The following is a 15,871-nucleotide window of genomic DNA, read 5'->3' as shown; positions in this document are numbered from 1 at the left end:
ATAATAAATGACAGTATATTATCATATAATAGCCGAATTCTGCCCGCTTTATATTATGGAATTGGGGGGGGGGGTAAATTGAAACGAGTAAAACTATGCCTTCTGTAGCCCCCCTAGTTAAGATCGCGCAAAATCTGGGAACAACTATTTCTAGTTTAATGGAAAACGATGGTTGGGCGAAAGCTATAATTACCTCCAGAAGTGAAGCTGAGCAAAAGTTAATGCCTACAGAGAAAGGCTATTCAATTTTTCCATATGCCTCAGGATACCATGGAAAAAATGCAGCTTTTTCTTTTTGTAGCTAAAAAGGGGGAAGTAAAATCGCACCTGTTATCACATGAAGGTGAGGAATTTATTTTTGTAATCGATGGAGAAATGAAAATGCAGATCGGTGATAGAATTAATTAAAATAAATATCTATTTTATTACAGGCTTCTTAAATGGACATTCAACGTGAATGCCCATAAGGGAAAATTAACTAAGCATATAATTTCCAAATAGCGGTTGAACGGTTCGATAAGTTTCCCGTCACCTTATACAAAAAATCCGTTTCATGCACTTAAGCGCAATAAAACTTGCAAATCTTCCAAAAAACGGTTCGAAATTTGTATCGTCGGGAGTACAAAATATCCTATGTAGAAATTTTTAAACGGCCTTCAATTATTTGAAGGCTGTTATTATTTTCTACAAAAAAAGATGGAATCTACAATTGTCCAAGCATAATAGATGTTATGATATCCATTAAGTTGGCAGCAGCCTTTTCATTCAATACCTGATGATCTAAGGATGGCGAATACAAACTACTGATCCATAAGGTATGGTAATCATAGGCATCGGCGATTTCATCAACTTTTTTGACTGTTGCGCCCTCAGTTCGTGTCGCGCAAATAATAATATCACAGTTACCTATGTCATCTCCAAATTTGCTGTCTGCAAGCTGCCGGAGGGTGTCTCCAGAAATAACGCGAGAGCCAGGATCACCCTGACTTTCAAAACCAATCTTGACCCCATTAAATTCTATCGTAGTAAGGATATCTCCTGAAAGCTCTAAGCTAGCGTCAAATTTAACGTGCGGGTACTTAGTCGTTAATAATTGAAAAGCCAATTTGATAGTTGAAGACTTTCCTTCTGCTCCCCGCCCATAAACTGCGATAATTGTTTTATTCATCTTTGCTTGTAATCAAAGTTATTTATTTGAGTAACAAGGTAAGCTAAGATACAAGAAATGCGATACCTTTATATACTAAAACATAAAGCATAGCTTATGAATTCTTATTTATTTGCTTCTTATTTTATGATATCTGAAATCTGATCATTTATGCTAAAAAATCATGATAGTAAATCACTGCTGGTTATTCTGTCTGTACTAACGTTAATCTCATTTTGTACCCTGATACTTGCCTTATCTCCGGCAGTGATCCCTTTTTTTGATTTTTCCACGCAGCAAACTGCGAACATCGGAAGCACCATTGGAGGAATTACCGCCCCGGTTTTGACTATATTTACCAGTTATCTGCTATATATCACCTTGACACGGCAGACAGAATCAAACACCGAACAGCGTTTAAAAAATGAAAGCGATATTATATTTTTACTGATCAATCAAATGGACAGTGAACTGGATCGGTTTTATATTAAGCAGACGCGAGGAACTGTAGTTGAAAAATACACGGGCCTCGAAGCCCTGAATGATTTTGCCCGCGGGTTCCGCTATGATTATAATATCGAGCAGTTCGGGAATACACAGGGACATTCCTTTAAGGTCTGGTATGAAGCCGGGCAGCTTGCCGTAATCATTGACACCTTTAATCTTATTGAAAAAAGGATACAACTTTCCAATTTGAATGAGGAAACACGCTACCTGTTTCAGCTTAAACTCGATTCTTATTATGCCGGTAAACTTAAAATACCGCTGAGTTCCCTCTCTGAAGCCTTCGAACTCTACCCGCACCAAAAAGATACCATCACGGAAAAAATACAGGCTTTGGTAGCATATAAAGGCAAAACCGAGTTTTTTGCATCAGCCGACGATCATAATCAGTAAATGGAAGAAAACAACACTTGTTTGTGGTGTCAGCTAAATTCAGCCGTATCGGCTATCACATTTATTAAAAAAGCCCACACTATCCCGCAAGCCCTAGGAGGGAAGTTTATCTGCGCAGATGTCTGTGATACATGCAATCATTATTTTGGTAGTCCCGGTTATCAAAGAGTAGCTATAGAGGTAGTTTTACGGGAAGCATTTGAGTTAACCCGAAACATGGTGTTTAGCAACCCCCAACGTAAATCAAATTACTATGCGCGATTTAAATCGGTATTTTCAAATTAAATACGACCAATAAAACATTCTCTTTTAAGCAGCTTTACTCTATCAAACCAGGTTTCCAGGCAATGATAGCCGAACAATTTAAGAGAGGGTTATTTAAAATTTTTCTGGAAGAATACCATCGCCAGGTTGGGGCCGGAATGGATGAGCGGTATAATTTTATCCGGGAATACGCTCGCTATGGACTGGGAGATTATCCTATTTTCTACCTGGTCCCGAAATTGCCTGTATTATTTTACTCAGAAGATGAATTTATAGCTCCAAGGCTTAACTTCTCCCAACCGCAACTGCAAAACATTTCCGATTATGAATTTTACATGTTTAACCTATTCGGCCATGGCTTTTTAATACCTACACACAGAAATTGGCACCTGAATTATCATACCTACATCAAGCACGCCCAGGATCATTTGAAAGATATGTATAGGGGAATAAAGCTAATCAAGGAATTCAAGGATGTTGATTTCGCCTGCAATTTTATGGAATTCAAGGGGTCGCATTGGGACGTGTAGTTTCATACTGTGTAATTTGGATTTTACTTTTGATCGAGCCGCCAATCATTGAAGATAGCAACTCCGGCCTTTGATTTACACTGTGTATCCCGATTTTTATTGATTTCTTCGATGATTTTATCTTGCTGAGTTTCACTAGGCCCGGACAATGCCCCCAAACTGCAATGATTATTCAAGACTAAACAAGAACATTGCTATAAATCTCTGTATTTCTACATTTATAGATTTCTATAATTCTACAATTGCAGTTTTATTCATTTACAGCAATAGCCATTACATGGATAACCCGCGTTTCTTTTTTCGCTTCCTGCGCCGGTTTGGTGTTAGTGCCGGATCAGCCATATCACTATTAGAGTGGTCAGTGCCGAGCAGATCGCTGATAAAACCGCGATCAGGTACACCCTGATCAGCCACCTGCTGCCGATCCTGTTGTTGTCTTGTCTTATTTGTTCCGTACTGACCACCGTCATTTTGATCTGAAAGGCGATTCCCGTTGCCAGTGTTTCCAGTTGCTGTAGCTGATAATTTGTGTCTGTTATCCGCTTTGCTGATCCGTTCCTGTAGTCGTCCTGGGCCTTGAGATTCAGTAAGCGGATCTCCATCAGCAGTTTTCTGGCCTCTTCTATGTCTTTGTGCAATCTTGATGGTTCTTCCATCGGTATCGGCTCCGGTTGCACTTTGCCCGGCTGCTGTTCTAAGGTTTGCCTGGTGAACTGCTGCGCGATCTCTTTCTTGTTCATAACTGATACTGTTTTTTACCGATGACCATTTGTAAGCATTACCTAAATGTTGTCCCTTGAACTGCATGCCTTCAAAACCATAAGAAATACCACTCACGAAGCCGGTACTGGCCTGGTTGAATCGTACATCGATGCCTTTTGCTTCCAGTTGGCTGATGAACTGTTCTGTGGCTGGTTGCTTACTCAGCACTTCTTTGAGCAAGACCTGTAATTTCATTTTAGTAGAGGGAGCGTCGGTGCGTTTCATCATTTCCAGTTCGTTCTTGGTCATCGCTCTTTCCTGTGCCTGTTTACTGGAAATGACCTCTGTTAAATCGTATTGCTTTTCGAGCTTCCTTAAAATGGCTTCACTGCGCTGATAGTCTTTGCTATCGGATACCAAACTGCCGTCATAGCCGATACGGTTAACCAGCAGGTGCAGATGTGGGTGCTCAGCATCATAATGCCGGAAGATCATATACTGGTTCCGGTCAAAGCCCATATTGTTCAAATATTCATTTGCAATAATGTTCATTTGTTCATTGCCCAGATTTTCATCCGGCGGAAAGTTCAGGGAGGTATGATAAAAATATTTGGCCAGATTGGGACGCAGCATCCTGACCATCCTCACTTCTTCCATAATGGACTTTTCGTTTACTCCAGTAAAAGAAGTGTCCAGTATTTCCGCTTTACCCTGGCTTACTTTCTCCAGGTTATAATTCAGTGCTCCCCTGAATCCTTTGCCTTTCACCTGGTCTGCTGTCATGGATCAATAATTTAAGTATGTCCCTTTGCTGTTTGGCCAGTTCTGCGATAACTCCAACGAAATTGGGCTGTTTGCCCGCGTTCATCTGCCTGGTCACCTGGTTGAGATTGACACCGATCTGATGCAGTTCACGGTACATCGCGGCAGTGACCGGCGATACTTTGACCTGCGGGAATTTTCCTGTAAAAATCTTCTGCCGTATCCAATTGGCGGGTGTCATCGCCGAGGCTTCGGCATAGGTTAATACTCGTTCGTTCTCGCTGGTAGTTAACCGGATATTGACCTGTACAACCCTTTTGTCTTCTTCATTTACCAGTGGTCTTCCCATGATCTTTGATTTTAAACGAAGTGCAAAATCGCTCTTGTCTCCGAAGGAGCAAGCCGTTTAAGCGTAGCGAAAACATGGCTTGCTCCATATGGTAAAGACAGTTTTATTTACTAAAGCTGATTCGTTTGCTCTTGACTTCTCCCTTTAAGACTTTCATGATATCCTCGTAATTATAATAGAGAATACCTCCGATCTTGGTGAATGGGATTGTACCATTATCCCGTAATGTTTGCAGGGTGTTGTTGGAGATTTTCAATAGATTCTTGACTTGGTAGCTCTTGATAAACTTCCTTGGTTCATCTGTCGAGCCAGCACCTATTAATGCCTTCATCTGGTTTAACAGTTTTTCTCCGAACTCTTGTAAATCCTCCTTGGTGATAATTTCTGCTGCCATAGCTTTTCAATTTTGTTAATCCAATTTTTTAATAGCGATTGATAACATCTGTGTTGACATGAGCTTAACTATAAGCACCAATTATTTCAGATGCGTTGCTTCAGTACAAAATTGAGTGAGGTGAGTGGGAAATTACTCCGAGTTTATCCGAGTCGGAGTAAATTAATTAGTATTATACTTAACCATCGAGACCTATATCATGTATTTATACTTGCGAAAATAATATGTTTCTAAAAGAGAGTTGAGGTAATATCAAAACGGATCTTTCGTTACCAATTATTAATAATCTAATTTATAACTTTTTGCTAAAATTTTTAGTTTAAACAGTGGGTGGTTTACTTATCTTTGATGAATAAGTAAAACTGCATTTATGTTCAATACACGGGAGATCGCCTATATAATATGGGGAACCTTACTTTTAATAATCCTTCTTTTCTCCGGAAAAAATCGGTCATCTATTACCGATTTGATAAAAGCGTTATTCTGTAAACAATTTATTTACGTTTATCTGATTGCGTTGACTTATCTTTTTCTATGCGTTTGGATACTTTACAAAGGTAAGGTGTGGGATGCCTCGCTGGTTAAAGATACCGTAATGTGGTTCCTGTTCGTTGCCTTGCCATTGATGTATAATGCCACTAAGATCAATAGCTTTAAAAAGTTTGTGAAGCAGGTAGTACGTCCCCTGGTGGCTTTTTCGGTCATTTTTGAATACATTTTCGGCCTGTATACATTTAACTGGTGGATTGAAATCTTGATGGTTCCTATCGCTGTATTCATAGGTGGAATGCTAGCTTTCAGCGAAAGAAAACCAGAGCACAGGCAGGTACATAAACTGATGAACGGCGTGTTTATTTTCTTGGGCCTGATCTCCTTAGCCGCTGTCATTGTCCATTTGTTCTATCATTATACCGACTATCTCAACAGGTCGACCTTAATACAGTTTGTTATGCCGCTGTTCTTATCGTTGATGTTCGTGCCTTTGTTATATGGAATAGCCATGTTTACCCATTACGAAACAGCTTTCGTGGCTTTAAAGAGGCAGTTCCGACTGCCTGGTGTTTACAAGTACGCCATGTTTAAAGCTATGCTCCGGTTTCATGGCGATCTTGAAGGAATGGAGCGATGGAAAAGAATGGTTTTTAGCAAGAATCTTCAAACCCGTGAAGAAGTCGGTGAGGCCATAACGTTAGTTAAAACCCTGCAAGATGCAGAGCAAAACCCTCACACGGTAAACGAGGGGCTTGGATGGTCACCCTATCAAGTTAAAGATTTACTAGTTTCAAGGGGAATAGAAACGCCTGACTACAGAAATATTATGGACGAGGAATTTTGTGCAATTTCCTTTCCTTTTAAATTAACTGATGACCCCATATTTTCGGATACCATAACCTATATGGTGCTTGGTGAACAATTAGTAGCAACAGAACTCCATCTCGGGCTAAAGGTGTATAATGGAACTGTCGACAACTCATTATCCCTGATGCAATTACTACAATGTTCGGAGATGCTTTATCAAAATGTATTTGGGGAGCATTTACCGGGAAAAATCAAGGAAGCGATAATTAAAGCAAAAAATACCGTGAGCAACAATACTTTGGCTAAACTATCTGTAAAAAAAGACTTATGGACAAACCAAACAAAAGGGTACAGTGTGGATTTCACGATTACTCATATTAGGCATCGTTTATAGTTACCAACTTATATACCTATAAGTAAGAAGTATTACTTACTTTCATCTAAGATATTATAATATGGATAGCATAATTGACCATAACAGGCTTATTGATCATAGAAACGAGGATATTTTCAAAAAAGTCCAGTCCAAATTTGAACTTAGTTTTGAACCGTCCTATAACGGCGAGCATTCAGTATATACGATAGGAAACTCGATCACATTTTATATTCCTATTGGCGTTTATTCAGCAGATATGTTCACCCACGAGTTGTTACACGCATATATTGACTATCACGAAGCATACATCGGCGGAAATTTCAAGAATACAATGTGGCAGAGCAATATCCTAAAGCAACTTTTTGATCTTCCGTTAGCTGAACATATTACCAACAGCATTGCTCATACGCTGATGTTACCGCTCTATCTGGAAATGGGTTTTGACAGGAGTATGTTTCTGCTGGATTATCACGAATTTAAAACAGAGCATGGTTTCCTCAGCCAGATTGCCAGATATTATAAACAGGGCGCTTTATATAATCTTTCGGCTATCAGAAACTTTATTGGTAAATGTTTCGCGTTCAAATGTGATCCGAACTCAACATTCAACTACAATAATGAACTACAGCAGTTAAGAAAAATCGATTCCCAATTGTATCAGATATTGGAAAATTATTTTCTTCGATGGGCCAGATATGATTTTACCGCTGATCCGATAAGCGAGTATAGAGAGATTAACGCAGATTTTTATGCCGCTCTAAAGCCTTGGATGAATGGGAAACGGTTTGGCTAAGTTTTTAAACTGATTTCCCTGCAAAACCAGGGACGCCCATTTTTATAATAAATTCATCAAAGGCTTGATCCAATACCGAATTTCTATGATCCATATCTTTATGGAATAGGGTAGCTATCGACCATTGTCGTTCGGCAGGACTTGCAACCTTTTTTTGTAGCAGTTCGATGATGTTTAATTTCTGATCAATAGCACTGCCTATAGCTTCAATGTCCGATATTGAAGCAAATTGCAGGTCGTCTACAACCGAACCATTGAGCTTGTCGAGCATTGGTAACAGGGTTGAATTAATAGAAAAAATATCTTCGTAACCAACAATAACACCGACCACTGCGGTGATTTTTGAAAATCTGGCATCATTGATTTGCCCCGATAGTATTTTCTGCTTAAAATCCATTAATTGATTGCCTTTTGGATATTGCCGGCTTTCACTTCCTTTTCCATTGTTTGTTTTTCAAAATATGTCCGGGCATCAATATTAAGCAAGGAGGTTTTTACCTCAAATAAGATGCATATATCTTCTTGTACAATTGCAAAGTCCGGTAGTTTTCCGTCGGTTTGTACAAAGTCGTTGTCAAGATCAATGAACTCATGCCTGCCAGGTATCGACAAATGCTCACCCACATAGGCACGATACACCATTCCAAAAGCATTTCTAAAGGGATTTTTACCTTTTTTACCTTCACTTTCGGCCAATTCCTTTTCTTTATCCCCTAACAGATAGAATATACCCGAACTTGCCCTGTCGAGTAAATATTTAGCTTGAGGCACCACATAAGTTGTGGAAGACAATTTTGACGATTTTTCTACCTTGACAGCGGGCATAATTGTTAAGGGTTCAAGCGCATACATATCTTTAAGCTTGTGAGGGGTTTTCCAATCTGCTCCCCGTACAAATTCCCGATAACGCTGTGGTGTCCCGCAAGACAATGACAGGAATATCCGTTGCGTTTCCAGTGTTATGACATGTTTCAGTTCTTTTATTTCATTTTTTATTTCGTAGTCCAGCGTGCCGTTTGTCAAAATCCACATGGCAAAGCCGGTTGACATGAACTCAATAAGGGTCAGTCCAAAATACTCTTTAAACTTCTTATCAAAATCATAATCTGTTGGAGTAGCAAGAACCAGCTTATGGAACAACAAGAAACCTCTGCCAATTATAGTCTTTTTACTGGCCTGTAACGGAAATTGAATTTGTCCTATTCTGTTGAAATACAGGGAAAACTTGCTTAGTGTATCTTCCCCTAAAGACTCATCCAGTTCTTCCAAATTTACCACCTGATTGTAAGCTTTATGAACCGCTGGATTGTTTAAATCAAGAAAGATCCCTTTATAATCATTTGCAGAAGAAAGAAGCAGGAAACGTGCCATCCTGGAGAGCGAAATAGATAATGATCGCCTATCCTGCTCACTTCTTCCCCTGGCCTGTAACCAACCCCATATCCAGTCCGGAATATTCTTTCTGTCCGGTTTAAGGGTGCCATATTTCAATGCCGCATTCACGGCACCAATCACATACAGTCCGTCGGACAAATGGAACTTTTTTAACTGGTCGTAAAGCTCAGTAAGGGAGTTTTTTCTAGTCATAAATATACTTTTCAAGTCAGAAACACGAATCTATCTACAAGGGCTTCGACGGGTTGTGAAGACTGTTGTAGATGTCTTTATAAGTGCGGTCTGTCATAAGGGCCGGATATACCTGGTCGAAACCAAAATTATAAGGAAAGTCGTTAATAAGGTTTTTATCTTTTCCCAAAATGTATTTACCATAGTAGGAAATAATAATCTTATAGATTTGTATGGTATCAAAAATTTCCCGGCTAAGCAGTTTAGAATACCGAGTTTGCGAATAATGTTGCTTGGTATGAATGGTCTGATCTCTCAATTCTTGTAGGTCAGTTAAGGTTTGCCACCAGGTTTCCAACTCCGGGTCTGGCGTACGATATATATCCGTGAAAATATTTTTCAGCTTATCGGTTAATGAAAAATAGCGCTCAATATGATTTTTATCCATCACTTTGGTGCCATTTGGCTTGGTGTAGGTGTAATCGTCCGGAATAAAATTATTTATAAAAGCTTCAATTGAACTATAAGCAAAGATCAGGGCAGTTGTAATGAGTTCAAAATAGTCAAAATACTCTCTTTGCTGTTCTGGTATGGGAAAGTCACCAGTGTAATATTGATGCCTTATCAGAATAGTATCATTATAAAATTTTCTTGCTAACAAAAGATTCCTTTCGCAAATGCTCGAATACAACCCAACATCATTTGGTCGATCCAAAAAAGTAGAAAGCCCATCAAATTCTAACACCCAATTATCGCCGAATGTGTGCCGTCAGTTCAGGTTATCTTCTTGCAAAATGATATCAGGCTTATGAGTTCTTAAATCCGCATGTTGTCGGTATTCCGAGTTAATTTGGTCCGCCACATATAGTAAAGGATCTATAATTCTCCAAGAGTCATTCAAATAACCGACATAATAGATAAGGTCGTTATAGGAATAGCCTTTGTTGATGGCATTCTCGACTTCCGGTGTTTTTGCGGCCAACAGGTCTGAAATAAAATCAAGGGATTGTTTGAACCTCCACATTAAGACTTCACTGGCGTTATTATGTAGTTGAAAGAGCAATATCCTCCCGTCATTGCATCTATAAAAAAAGGAGTATCTAGCTGCCCTCATGCTCTCCAACGTCGCTCGATCTTCCTTTCTTCCGATCATTTTAAAAATGTCTTCAAGTTTGGCCGCAAGCTCCGTGTAAAACTCTGATGTTGAGTTGTACTCGCCTATGACAAAGTCTTCTGTCAAATAGAAATTGATCCACGAAGGGAAATTTAAAAATCCGTCAGCAGGTATGATATCATTTTTTTCAACCTCAATTAGACTAACAGCAAAGCCTTTTTTATTTAACGGCTTATAAAACTTTTCTTGTAGAACCAGTTGAAATAACTGTTCTGAACCGGTAAAGCCAACCGTTGTGATAAAATCTGGCCAAATCATGATTTTGGTCAGATTCGAATATATAATTGAAGTTTGCCTCCTAAGCCCTTTTCTACAATATTTCTTAAAGTAGAAAAGCGAACATCTTTTAAATTATTTTCAACTTTGGAGATGTATGCCTTTGTTGTACCACACTTCTCAGCGAGCTGATCTTGGGTCAGGCCCTGGGCCTTTCTGGCCTCATGGATTAAAACACCGATTTTGAATTCTTCATAGCCTGCATCAAAGTCTGCGCGTTCACTTGTTCCGGGTTTATATAATTCATCAAGATGATCTCTGAATTTGGTTAAATTATTTGTTTTCATAATATTCCTTCCTAATTTTTAAGGCTTTGTCAATTTCTTTGAATGGCGTTTTCTGAGTCTTTTTTTGAAATCCGTTTATCGCGACAACTATTTTTCCTTTATCAAAGAAACAGAAAATGCGGATAATGTCACTTCCTGCTTGCACTCTTATTTCATAAAGACCGTCCGTACCTTCCAGGTGTTTAAAATAAGTTTCCGGTACATTCTCATGTTCTTCAATGACTTGAAATGTCCAATATATTTTTTTCTGAATTTTTTGTTGCTGCTTTTTAAAAAAATCCAGAAAGTAGTTTTTGAAATATACTATTTCTCTTACTTGATTCGCTCTCATACAAATATATCAAATGTTGCCCAATTGGGCAACAGGGTTTTTAAAACTTGTTACGCTAATTTTTTTCTCAGTATGGCCATATCATCGCTTACTTTTTTTTCAAGCACACGGGCATAGATCTGTGTCGTAGCAATTTTAGTATGGCCTAACATTTTGCTGACCGTTTCGATTGGAACGCCATTAGAAAGCGTTATAGTGGTCGCAAAGGTATGGCGGGCAATATGGAAGGTCAGATTCTTTTTAATGCCGCAGAAGTCAGCAATTTCCTTCAGGTAGCTGTTCATTTTCTGGTTGCTCAGCAAAGGAAATATCATTCCCTTTGAAATCGCCCTGATATTACCAGCATAACTTGTAAGAATATTTTGCGCGCTGATAAGCAAAGGGGTATTGACCGGAATAGATGTCTTCTGACGGAAAGTTTTAATCCATGGCTCACCATCAATTCCTTTTACGATATGTTCCGGCCTCAAATTCATTAGGTCAACATAAGAAAGGCCAGTATAACAGCAAAAAACAAACATATCCCTGACCATAGCGAGGCGTTCAATCTTAAACATCTTTCTTTCGATGGATTCCAACTCCCATTCATTTAAAAACTCTTTCTCCACTTTCTTCTTTTTCATCTTAAACCCTTTGAAAGGGTCTTTTTCAATCCAACTCAGGCTTATAGCCAGGTTAACCATTTTCTTTAGCCGTACGAGGTGCTTCAATACCCCGTTGGTATCCATCGGCTTTTGGTGATCAACTGGTTTATGGTTGTGTAAGAAAATTTCAAAATCGGAGATGAATTTGTAATTGAGCGCAGAAAGCGCTATATCTTCCCTTTTATATTTCAGATTAAAGAATTTAATGAGGTAACGTTGCGTAACGTAATAATGCCGCATAGTACCGATGCTCAATAACGCTAAAGCCTGTTCATTGTGATAAGCTATTAATTCGCTGAACATGATTGGGGCACCATCCTGCACGTTTCCAAGAAAGGCATCTTTTAGCGTATCGCTTGTGATCCGCTCACCGTTAAGCTCCATATCCCGGTAATGCCCCCTGATAGTCATCCGGACTTCGTCAAGATATTCATTGATAGCCCGGCCTTGCCTGGTGTCCTTTCTGCCTCCGCCTTTGATCTTGTCCCAATGTTCTGTATCTGCCTGGAAGTTCTTCAAAGCCATATAGCTCTTGGTGCCATCCACCACAAGACCTAAAAATACCGGCGCAAAGCCGTCCTTTGTCCTTTCAGCCCTCAATTTGAAGTGAATACTGAATCTGTTTGTTGCTTTCATACTTAATTTGTTTTGACACATTTTAAAATGGTTTGATATTTTGGTACTCCAAACCGCTGGAAATACCATGTCAAACAGGCTAAAAACAGGTCATTTTTAATGCTTTTTTTCAGAGTTAATTACCTGACAAGCAATTAATTACAACGCTTTAGAGTACCACAAATGTAGAAAACAAATGCTGGTACTCACTTTGGTACCGGAAACATTAAGAAAGTATGCGTTAAATTGAGATGACTGAAAACATAAAACCCTGTAAATAATATAATTTACAGGGTTTCGATACGGCTTGATATGCCTCTTGGTGGGAGTTACTGGGTTCGAACCAGTGACCCTCTGCTTGTAAGGCAGATGCTCTGAACCAGCTGAGCTAAACTCCCTTGCTTTTGGGTCTGCAAATATAGAAGTTCTGATCTATTCTTCAAAAAAAAAATTTTCAATTTGTATTAACCCGTTGATTATTAACAATAAAAATAACAAAACGACTTTTTTAAAGCTTCACATCGCTATATTATTTCGGCCGGGGCGTGGGTCTTCGGGTAAGATTTCCATATTGGGGCATTGAGCCGTTTTAGTAGATTTTAAGTTAAATCACAGGGTTGTTTGCACATAGTTTGCACAAACAGGGTAACCATAATACAAAAAACATGGTTACTTACAAGGTATTATTAGATGAAAGACGGGCAAAGTCAGATGGGACTTATTCAATTATTATTAGAATTACTTGTGATAGAAAGGTAAGCACTATCAATTCTGGGGTCCATATTCAAAAGGAATATTGGGATAACAAAAACCAGAGTATAAAAAGCACACACCCCAATATGCAATTATTAAATAAGAAGGTTACTGAGTTTTACTTGAAAATTCAAAAGGCAGTACTCGAACTTGAAAATGAAGAGATCTTTAATTTCGATAACTTAAAGGAAAGAATTAACGATAACTACAAACCCGTTAAAAGCGTAAAATCCTTACCTTTTAAAGAATACTCTCAGCAACTTATAGAAGCGATGCTTTCTATTAATAAAGCCGGTAATGCTATTATTTATCAAACGGCAACTAACAAATTAATGACTTATGCTAATAACCCGAAGCTTAGATTTACTGATATAACATACAAATTCCTTGAAGGATTTAAAAATGATCTCATAAAGTCCGGTTTAAAAGCCAACTCAATTAGTAATTATTTTCGTACTCTACGGGCGATATACAACAAGGCAATTAAAGAAAAAATTGTTGATAGGGCACACTATCCATTTTTAGATATTACAGTTAAAACAGAACGGACTGCTAAGCGTGCAATAAGTTTAGAGGAATTAATTAAAATAACTAAACTTGACCTTAAACATAAATCTCAAGAATGGAAAGCTAGAAGCTACTTTCTTTTAAGCTTTGCGCTTCGGGGAGCTTCCTTCACTGATATAGCCTACCTAAAGTCAGAAAATATCAAGAAAGGATATGTGGTTTATAAAAGAAGGAAAACAGGAAAAGAGCTTAAAGTGAAACTGCTGCCATATACCTTGGGGCTTCTTAATCACTATATCGACCCAGATGCAAAATATCTTCTACCAATATTACCGGCTACAATTATTGAGGATAGCCTGGAAGCAAAAAAGGTAATATTTCAATGGATCAAAACATCAAATAAATACCTTACCCGCATTGGAGGTAATTGTGGTATTGAAGAGGATGTTACTAGTTACGTAACAAGGCATACTTTTGCAACCTTAGCCAAGAAAAAGCTTGGATATTCCAATGAGGTAATCGCCGAATGCCTAGGTCATGAATATGGCAATAAAATAACTAATACCTACTTAGATAGTTACGATCAAAGCCTGATCGATGAGGTAAATGAAAAGGTTATTCAGCTAATAGAGTAGATGAAAATATTAAGCAGGGTGGGCAACTACCTTGCTTTTTTTACCTTAGTACCTTTTAATAAATACATGCTACAATTCAACTTCCATCCAAATTACCAGAGAATCCACAAACATTTCCAATGGCCAGTGACACCAGAACAAATGCAAGTAGAGAATCCCACTGGGTACCCAATAGTAATTGATTGGTGGGATGAAGAACGAGATAAAGCCGTATTCAACAGCTTTCAGGAGATATTGTTAAAGTATGATCTTGTTGAATTTGGTGATGATTTGCTATTGTTGCTCCTTTTAAAGTACAAGCTTATAGAAGAAAGAATTTATGATTTAGAGCTTGATTACAACAATCGGAAGAGAGCAAAGGACCTGGCAATGTTTCTGCTACTTGCAAAACAAACACCAAAGAATAAATACAACAAACTAGTCTTAGCAACAAATACTGATACAGCCAAAGTAAATGACCCCGATCTGGTAGCCTGGATAAGTCAGCTTATAACTGAAAACATAGAAAAAGGTAACTACCCTATCTCTCTATTGGGATTAGCGGCGGATGATATGTATACTGAAAGAGAGAATAACAAGGAGTTAAATTTGGAGAAGTTAAGCACAGCGGCAACTGTTCGCTTAATTACACCTGCCAAAGTGATTAAAGAACAACAGGCCGATCTCTGCTTATTTATTTATAAATACCTGGTATCAGAAACCGATATTAAACCAGAGCCCAATACTTGGTTTTCGGATAAGCTGTTGAATTTCTATTTTGATATACTTGAGGGGTTTCAATACGTTGATCATTTGAAGATTGAATCAGAACCTAAGGATTGGACGAGAACGTTTCTAATGAATAGGTTTAAACAGTTAAATTCCTATTTTACAGGGAAATAAAATCTTTTAAAAACAGCGTTTTCTTATTTCCTTTCACCTTTCGATTCCTTGACACTTTTGTATCACCAAAGGCAATGTAGCCGGCGGTTAATACAAAAAAAATGAACATATTCGAACAGTTAAAATCAACAAGGAATCAAGAGTTTGCAAATGCCATTCACCCCAATACCGGAAAATTAAGCCCTCGTAAAGGTTTTCTTGTTATACGGAGTTTATACTATCAACAGTTTGGGGAGGTGCAAATAGCGATGGCCAAAATCCAGTGGAAGAGATTAAATGAGGATTTATTTCTGGATGGGGTTTTCCATGATATTGCTTTAAGGAGTTTGTTCCATAAAGAATCAAAAAGTAATCACATAAAAACAGCTATTGAGGATTTAGTCGACAAATACATCTATATTGATGAGATCGCATTAGTTTTAGATGTTGCACAACGCAATGTTATATCAGTTCGTTGGGGGATTTTGCAAAAATCGATAGAGCAGATCACCAAATCAAATGCCGCTATGTATGCGATGTTTAACGGCTCAAATACGTTATCGGACGTATGGAGCAATTTTGAAAAGAACGCGCCATATGATGTCGATCAAGCTATTGATGATGAAGCCAATGGATTTGAAGATGACTATTCAGACGACGACATGCCGGAATAATCCAGAAATCGACAAAGCGGGTGTATAGCACCCGC

At 38.4% G+C, this 15,871-nt stretch carries 20 protein-coding genes and 1 tRNA gene; 9 read left to right on the top strand and 12 right to left on the bottom strand.

Features of this window, described 5'->3' with window-relative positions; genetic code table 11:
- The first annotated feature begins 95 nt into the window (after positions 1-95).
- Positions 96-305, top strand: coding sequence for a hypothetical protein (locus BLR84_RS29705; protein ID WP_143013916.1), 210 nt, complete (start codon positions 96-98; stop codon positions 303-305).
- 398 nt (positions 306-703) lie between these two features.
- Here BLR84_RS29705 and BLR84_RS15100 read toward each other — a convergent pair whose 3' ends face one another.
- The gene (locus BLR84_RS15100) at positions 704-1,168 is read right to left on the bottom strand and encodes a hypothetical protein (RefSeq protein WP_090469615.1); all 465 of its coding nucleotides are present in this window, start codon (positions 1,166-1,168) and stop codon (positions 704-706) included.
- 150 nt (positions 1,169-1,318) lie between these two features.
- On the opposite strand from BLR84_RS15100, the gene BLR84_RS15095 reads away from it, so the two are divergent.
- From BLR84_RS15095 to BLR84_RS15085, 3 genes are all read left to right on the top strand, one after another.
- Positions 1,319-2,044: a hypothetical protein gene (locus tag BLR84_RS15095; RefSeq protein ID WP_090469612.1), complete on the top strand. Its 726-nt coding sequence runs from the start codon at positions 1,319-1,321 to the stop codon at positions 2,042-2,044.
- Positions 2,045-2,329, top strand: coding sequence for an HNH endonuclease (locus BLR84_RS30585; protein WP_090469609.1), 285 nt, complete (start codon positions 2,045-2,047; stop codon positions 2,327-2,329). It abuts the gene before it with no gap.
- Positions 2,330-2,391: 62 nt separating this feature from the next.
- A complete protein-coding gene (locus BLR84_RS15085; RefSeq protein ID WP_090469606.1) occupies positions 2,392-2,838 on the top strand; it encodes a hypothetical protein in 447 nt (148 codons plus the stop codon).
- Positions 2,839-3,111: 273 nt separating this feature from the next.
- Here the strand turns inward: BLR84_RS15085 and BLR84_RS15080 are convergent, their stop codons facing one another.
- The 3 genes from BLR84_RS15080 to BLR84_RS15070 all read right to left on the bottom strand — a co-directional run bounded on the left by BLR84_RS15080 (position 3,112) and on the right by BLR84_RS15070 (position 5,045).
- Positions 3,112-4,323 carry a relaxase/mobilization nuclease domain-containing protein gene (locus tag BLR84_RS15080; protein WP_090469603.1) on the bottom strand — a complete coding sequence of 404 codons (1,212 nt, stop codon included), beginning with the start codon at positions 4,321-4,323 and terminating at the stop codon, positions 3,112-3,114.
- Positions 4,271-4,651, bottom strand: coding sequence for a plasmid mobilization protein (gene mobC / locus BLR84_RS15075; RefSeq protein WP_090469600.1), 381 nt, complete (start codon positions 4,649-4,651; stop codon positions 4,271-4,273). The genes BLR84_RS15080 and mobC overlap by 53 nt, the downstream gene beginning before the upstream one ends.
- 103 nt (positions 4,652-4,754) lie before the next feature.
- A complete protein-coding gene (locus BLR84_RS15070; RefSeq protein ID WP_090469597.1) occupies positions 4,755-5,045 on the bottom strand; it encodes a helix-turn-helix domain-containing protein in 291 nt (96 codons plus the stop codon).
- Between the two features lie 370 nt (positions 5,046-5,415).
- Between BLR84_RS15070 and BLR84_RS15065 the strand changes: the two genes are divergently transcribed.
- Both BLR84_RS15065 and BLR84_RS15060 read left to right on the top strand, forming a co-directional pair.
- Positions 5,416-6,738, top strand: coding sequence for a hypothetical protein (locus BLR84_RS15065; protein ID WP_090469593.1), 1,323 nt, complete (start codon positions 5,416-5,418; stop codon positions 6,736-6,738).
- Positions 6,739-6,799: 61 nt separating this feature from the next.
- Entirely contained in the window at positions 6,800-7,513 is a 714-nt protein-coding gene (locus BLR84_RS15060; RefSeq protein WP_090469591.1) for a hypothetical protein, read from the top strand.
- A gap of 4 nt (positions 7,514-7,517) precedes the next feature.
- On the opposite strand, the gene BLR84_RS15055 is transcribed toward BLR84_RS15060, so the two are convergent.
- The 8 genes from BLR84_RS15055 to BLR84_RS15020 form a co-directional block, all read right to left on the bottom strand.
- Positions 7,518-7,910, bottom strand: a complete 393-nt coding sequence (locus BLR84_RS15055; protein WP_090469588.1) for a hypothetical protein — start codon at positions 7,908-7,910, stop codon at positions 7,518-7,520.
- Entirely contained in the window at positions 7,910-9,115 is a 1,206-nt protein-coding gene (locus BLR84_RS15050) for a hypothetical protein (protein ID WP_143013915.1), read from the bottom strand. The genes BLR84_RS15055 and BLR84_RS15050 overlap by 1 nt, the downstream gene beginning before the upstream one ends.
- Positions 9,116-9,134: 19 nt before the next feature.
- A complete protein-coding gene (locus BLR84_RS15045; protein ID WP_090469583.1) occupies positions 9,135-9,740 on the bottom strand; it encodes a hypothetical protein in 606 nt (201 codons plus the stop codon).
- 108 nt (positions 9,741-9,848) lie between these two features.
- Positions 9,849-10,511 carry a hypothetical protein gene (locus BLR84_RS15040; RefSeq protein WP_090469579.1) on the bottom strand — a complete coding sequence of 221 codons (663 nt, stop codon included), beginning with the start codon at positions 10,509-10,511 and terminating at the stop codon, positions 9,849-9,851.
- Between the two features lie 8 nt (positions 10,512-10,519).
- Positions 10,520-10,816 carry a helix-turn-helix domain-containing protein gene (locus tag BLR84_RS15035; RefSeq protein WP_090469577.1) on the bottom strand — a complete coding sequence of 99 codons (297 nt, stop codon included), beginning with the start codon at positions 10,814-10,816 and terminating at the stop codon, positions 10,520-10,522.
- A complete protein-coding gene (locus tag BLR84_RS15030) occupies positions 10,803-11,147 on the bottom strand; it encodes a type II toxin-antitoxin system RelE/ParE family toxin (protein ID WP_090469575.1) in 345 nt (114 codons plus the stop codon). The genes BLR84_RS15035 and BLR84_RS15030 overlap by 14 nt, the downstream gene beginning before the upstream one ends.
- 50 nt (positions 11,148-11,197) lie before the next feature.
- The gene (locus BLR84_RS15025; protein WP_090470358.1) at positions 11,198-12,427 is read right to left on the bottom strand and encodes a site-specific integrase; all 1,230 of its coding nucleotides are present in this window, start codon (positions 12,425-12,427) and stop codon (positions 11,198-11,200) included.
- 299 nt (positions 12,428-12,726) lie between these two features.
- A tRNA-Val gene (locus tag BLR84_RS15020) sits at positions 12,727-12,804 on the bottom strand.
- Positions 12,805-13,071: 267 nt separating this feature from the next.
- On the opposite strand from BLR84_RS15020, the gene BLR84_RS15015 reads away from it, so the two are divergent.
- The 3 genes from BLR84_RS15015 to BLR84_RS15005 all read left to right on the top strand — a co-directional run bounded on the left by BLR84_RS15015 (position 13,072) and on the right by BLR84_RS15005 (position 15,836).
- A complete protein-coding gene (locus BLR84_RS15015) occupies positions 13,072-14,301 on the top strand; it encodes a site-specific integrase (protein ID WP_090469572.1) in 1,230 nt (409 codons plus the stop codon).
- On the top strand, positions 14,302-15,183 hold the full coding sequence (locus BLR84_RS15010; protein ID WP_143013914.1) for a hypothetical protein: 882 nt from the start codon (positions 14,302-14,304) through the stop codon (positions 15,181-15,183).
- 101 nt (positions 15,184-15,284) lie between these two features.
- Entirely contained in the window at positions 15,285-15,836 is a 552-nt protein-coding gene (locus BLR84_RS15005; RefSeq protein WP_090469567.1) for a hypothetical protein, read from the top strand.
- The last annotated feature ends 35 nt before the right edge of the window (positions 15,837-15,871 follow it).

The organism is Mucilaginibacter sp. OK268 (assembly GCF_900103125.1).
Lineage (GTDB): Bacteria > Bacteroidota > Bacteroidia > Sphingobacteriales > Sphingobacteriaceae > Mucilaginibacter.
This window is presented reverse-complemented; position numbering and strand designations above follow the sequence as displayed.

Excerpts from the sequence above, each read along its gene's own strand:
- BLR84_RS29705 (WP_143013916.1), top strand. The coding sequence starts at position 96 with ATGCCTTCTGTAGCCCCCCTAGTTAAGATCGCGCAAAATCTGGGAACA.
- BLR84_RS15100 (WP_090469615.1), bottom strand. The coding sequence starts at position 1,168 with ATGAATAAAACAATTATCGCAGTTTATGGGCGGGGAGCAGAAGGAAAG.
- BLR84_RS15095 (WP_090469612.1), top strand. The coding sequence starts at position 1,319 with ATGCTAAAAAATCATGATAGTAAATCACTGCTGGTTATTCTGTCTGTA.
- BLR84_RS30585 (WP_090469609.1), top strand. The coding sequence starts at position 2,045 with ATGGAAGAAAACAACACTTGTTTGTGGTGTCAGCTAAATTCAGCCGTA.
- BLR84_RS15085 (WP_090469606.1), top strand. The coding sequence starts at position 2,392 with ATGATAGCCGAACAATTTAAGAGAGGGTTATTTAAAATTTTTCTGGAA.
- BLR84_RS15080 (WP_090469603.1), bottom strand. The coding sequence starts at position 4,323 with ATGACAGCAGACCAGGTGAAAGGCAAAGGATTCAGGGGAGCACTGAAT.
- mobC (WP_090469600.1), bottom strand. The coding sequence starts at position 4,651 with ATGGGAAGACCACTGGTAAATGAAGAAGACAAAAGGGTTGTACAGGTC.
- BLR84_RS15070 (WP_090469597.1), bottom strand. The coding sequence starts at position 5,045 with ATGGCAGCAGAAATTATCACCAAGGAGGATTTACAAGAGTTCGGAGAA.
- BLR84_RS15065 (WP_090469593.1), top strand. The coding sequence starts at position 5,416 with ATGTTCAATACACGGGAGATCGCCTATATAATATGGGGAACCTTACTT.
- BLR84_RS15060 (WP_090469591.1), top strand. The coding sequence starts at position 6,800 with ATGGATAGCATAATTGACCATAACAGGCTTATTGATCATAGAAACGAG.
- BLR84_RS15055 (WP_090469588.1), bottom strand. The coding sequence starts at position 7,910 with ATGGATTTTAAGCAGAAAATACTATCGGGGCAAATCAATGATGCCAGA.
- BLR84_RS15040 (WP_090469579.1), bottom strand. The coding sequence starts at position 10,511 with ATGATTTGGCCAGATTTTATCACAACGGTTGGCTTTACCGGTTCAGAA.
- BLR84_RS15035 (WP_090469577.1), bottom strand. The coding sequence starts at position 10,816 with ATGAAAACAAATAATTTAACCAAATTCAGAGATCATCTTGATGAATTA.
- BLR84_RS15030 (WP_090469575.1), bottom strand. The coding sequence starts at position 11,147 with ATGAGAGCGAATCAAGTAAGAGAAATAGTATATTTCAAAAACTACTTT.
- BLR84_RS15025 (WP_090470358.1), bottom strand. The coding sequence starts at position 12,427 with ATGAAAGCAACAAACAGATTCAGTATTCACTTCAAATTGAGGGCTGAA.
- BLR84_RS15015 (WP_090469572.1), top strand. The coding sequence starts at position 13,072 with ATGGTTACTTACAAGGTATTATTAGATGAAAGACGGGCAAAGTCAGAT.
- BLR84_RS15010 (WP_143013914.1), top strand. The coding sequence starts at position 14,302 with ATGAAAATATTAAGCAGGGTGGGCAACTACCTTGCTTTTTTTACCTTA.
- BLR84_RS15005 (WP_090469567.1), top strand. The coding sequence starts at position 15,285 with ATGAACATATTCGAACAGTTAAAATCAACAAGGAATCAAGAGTTTGCA.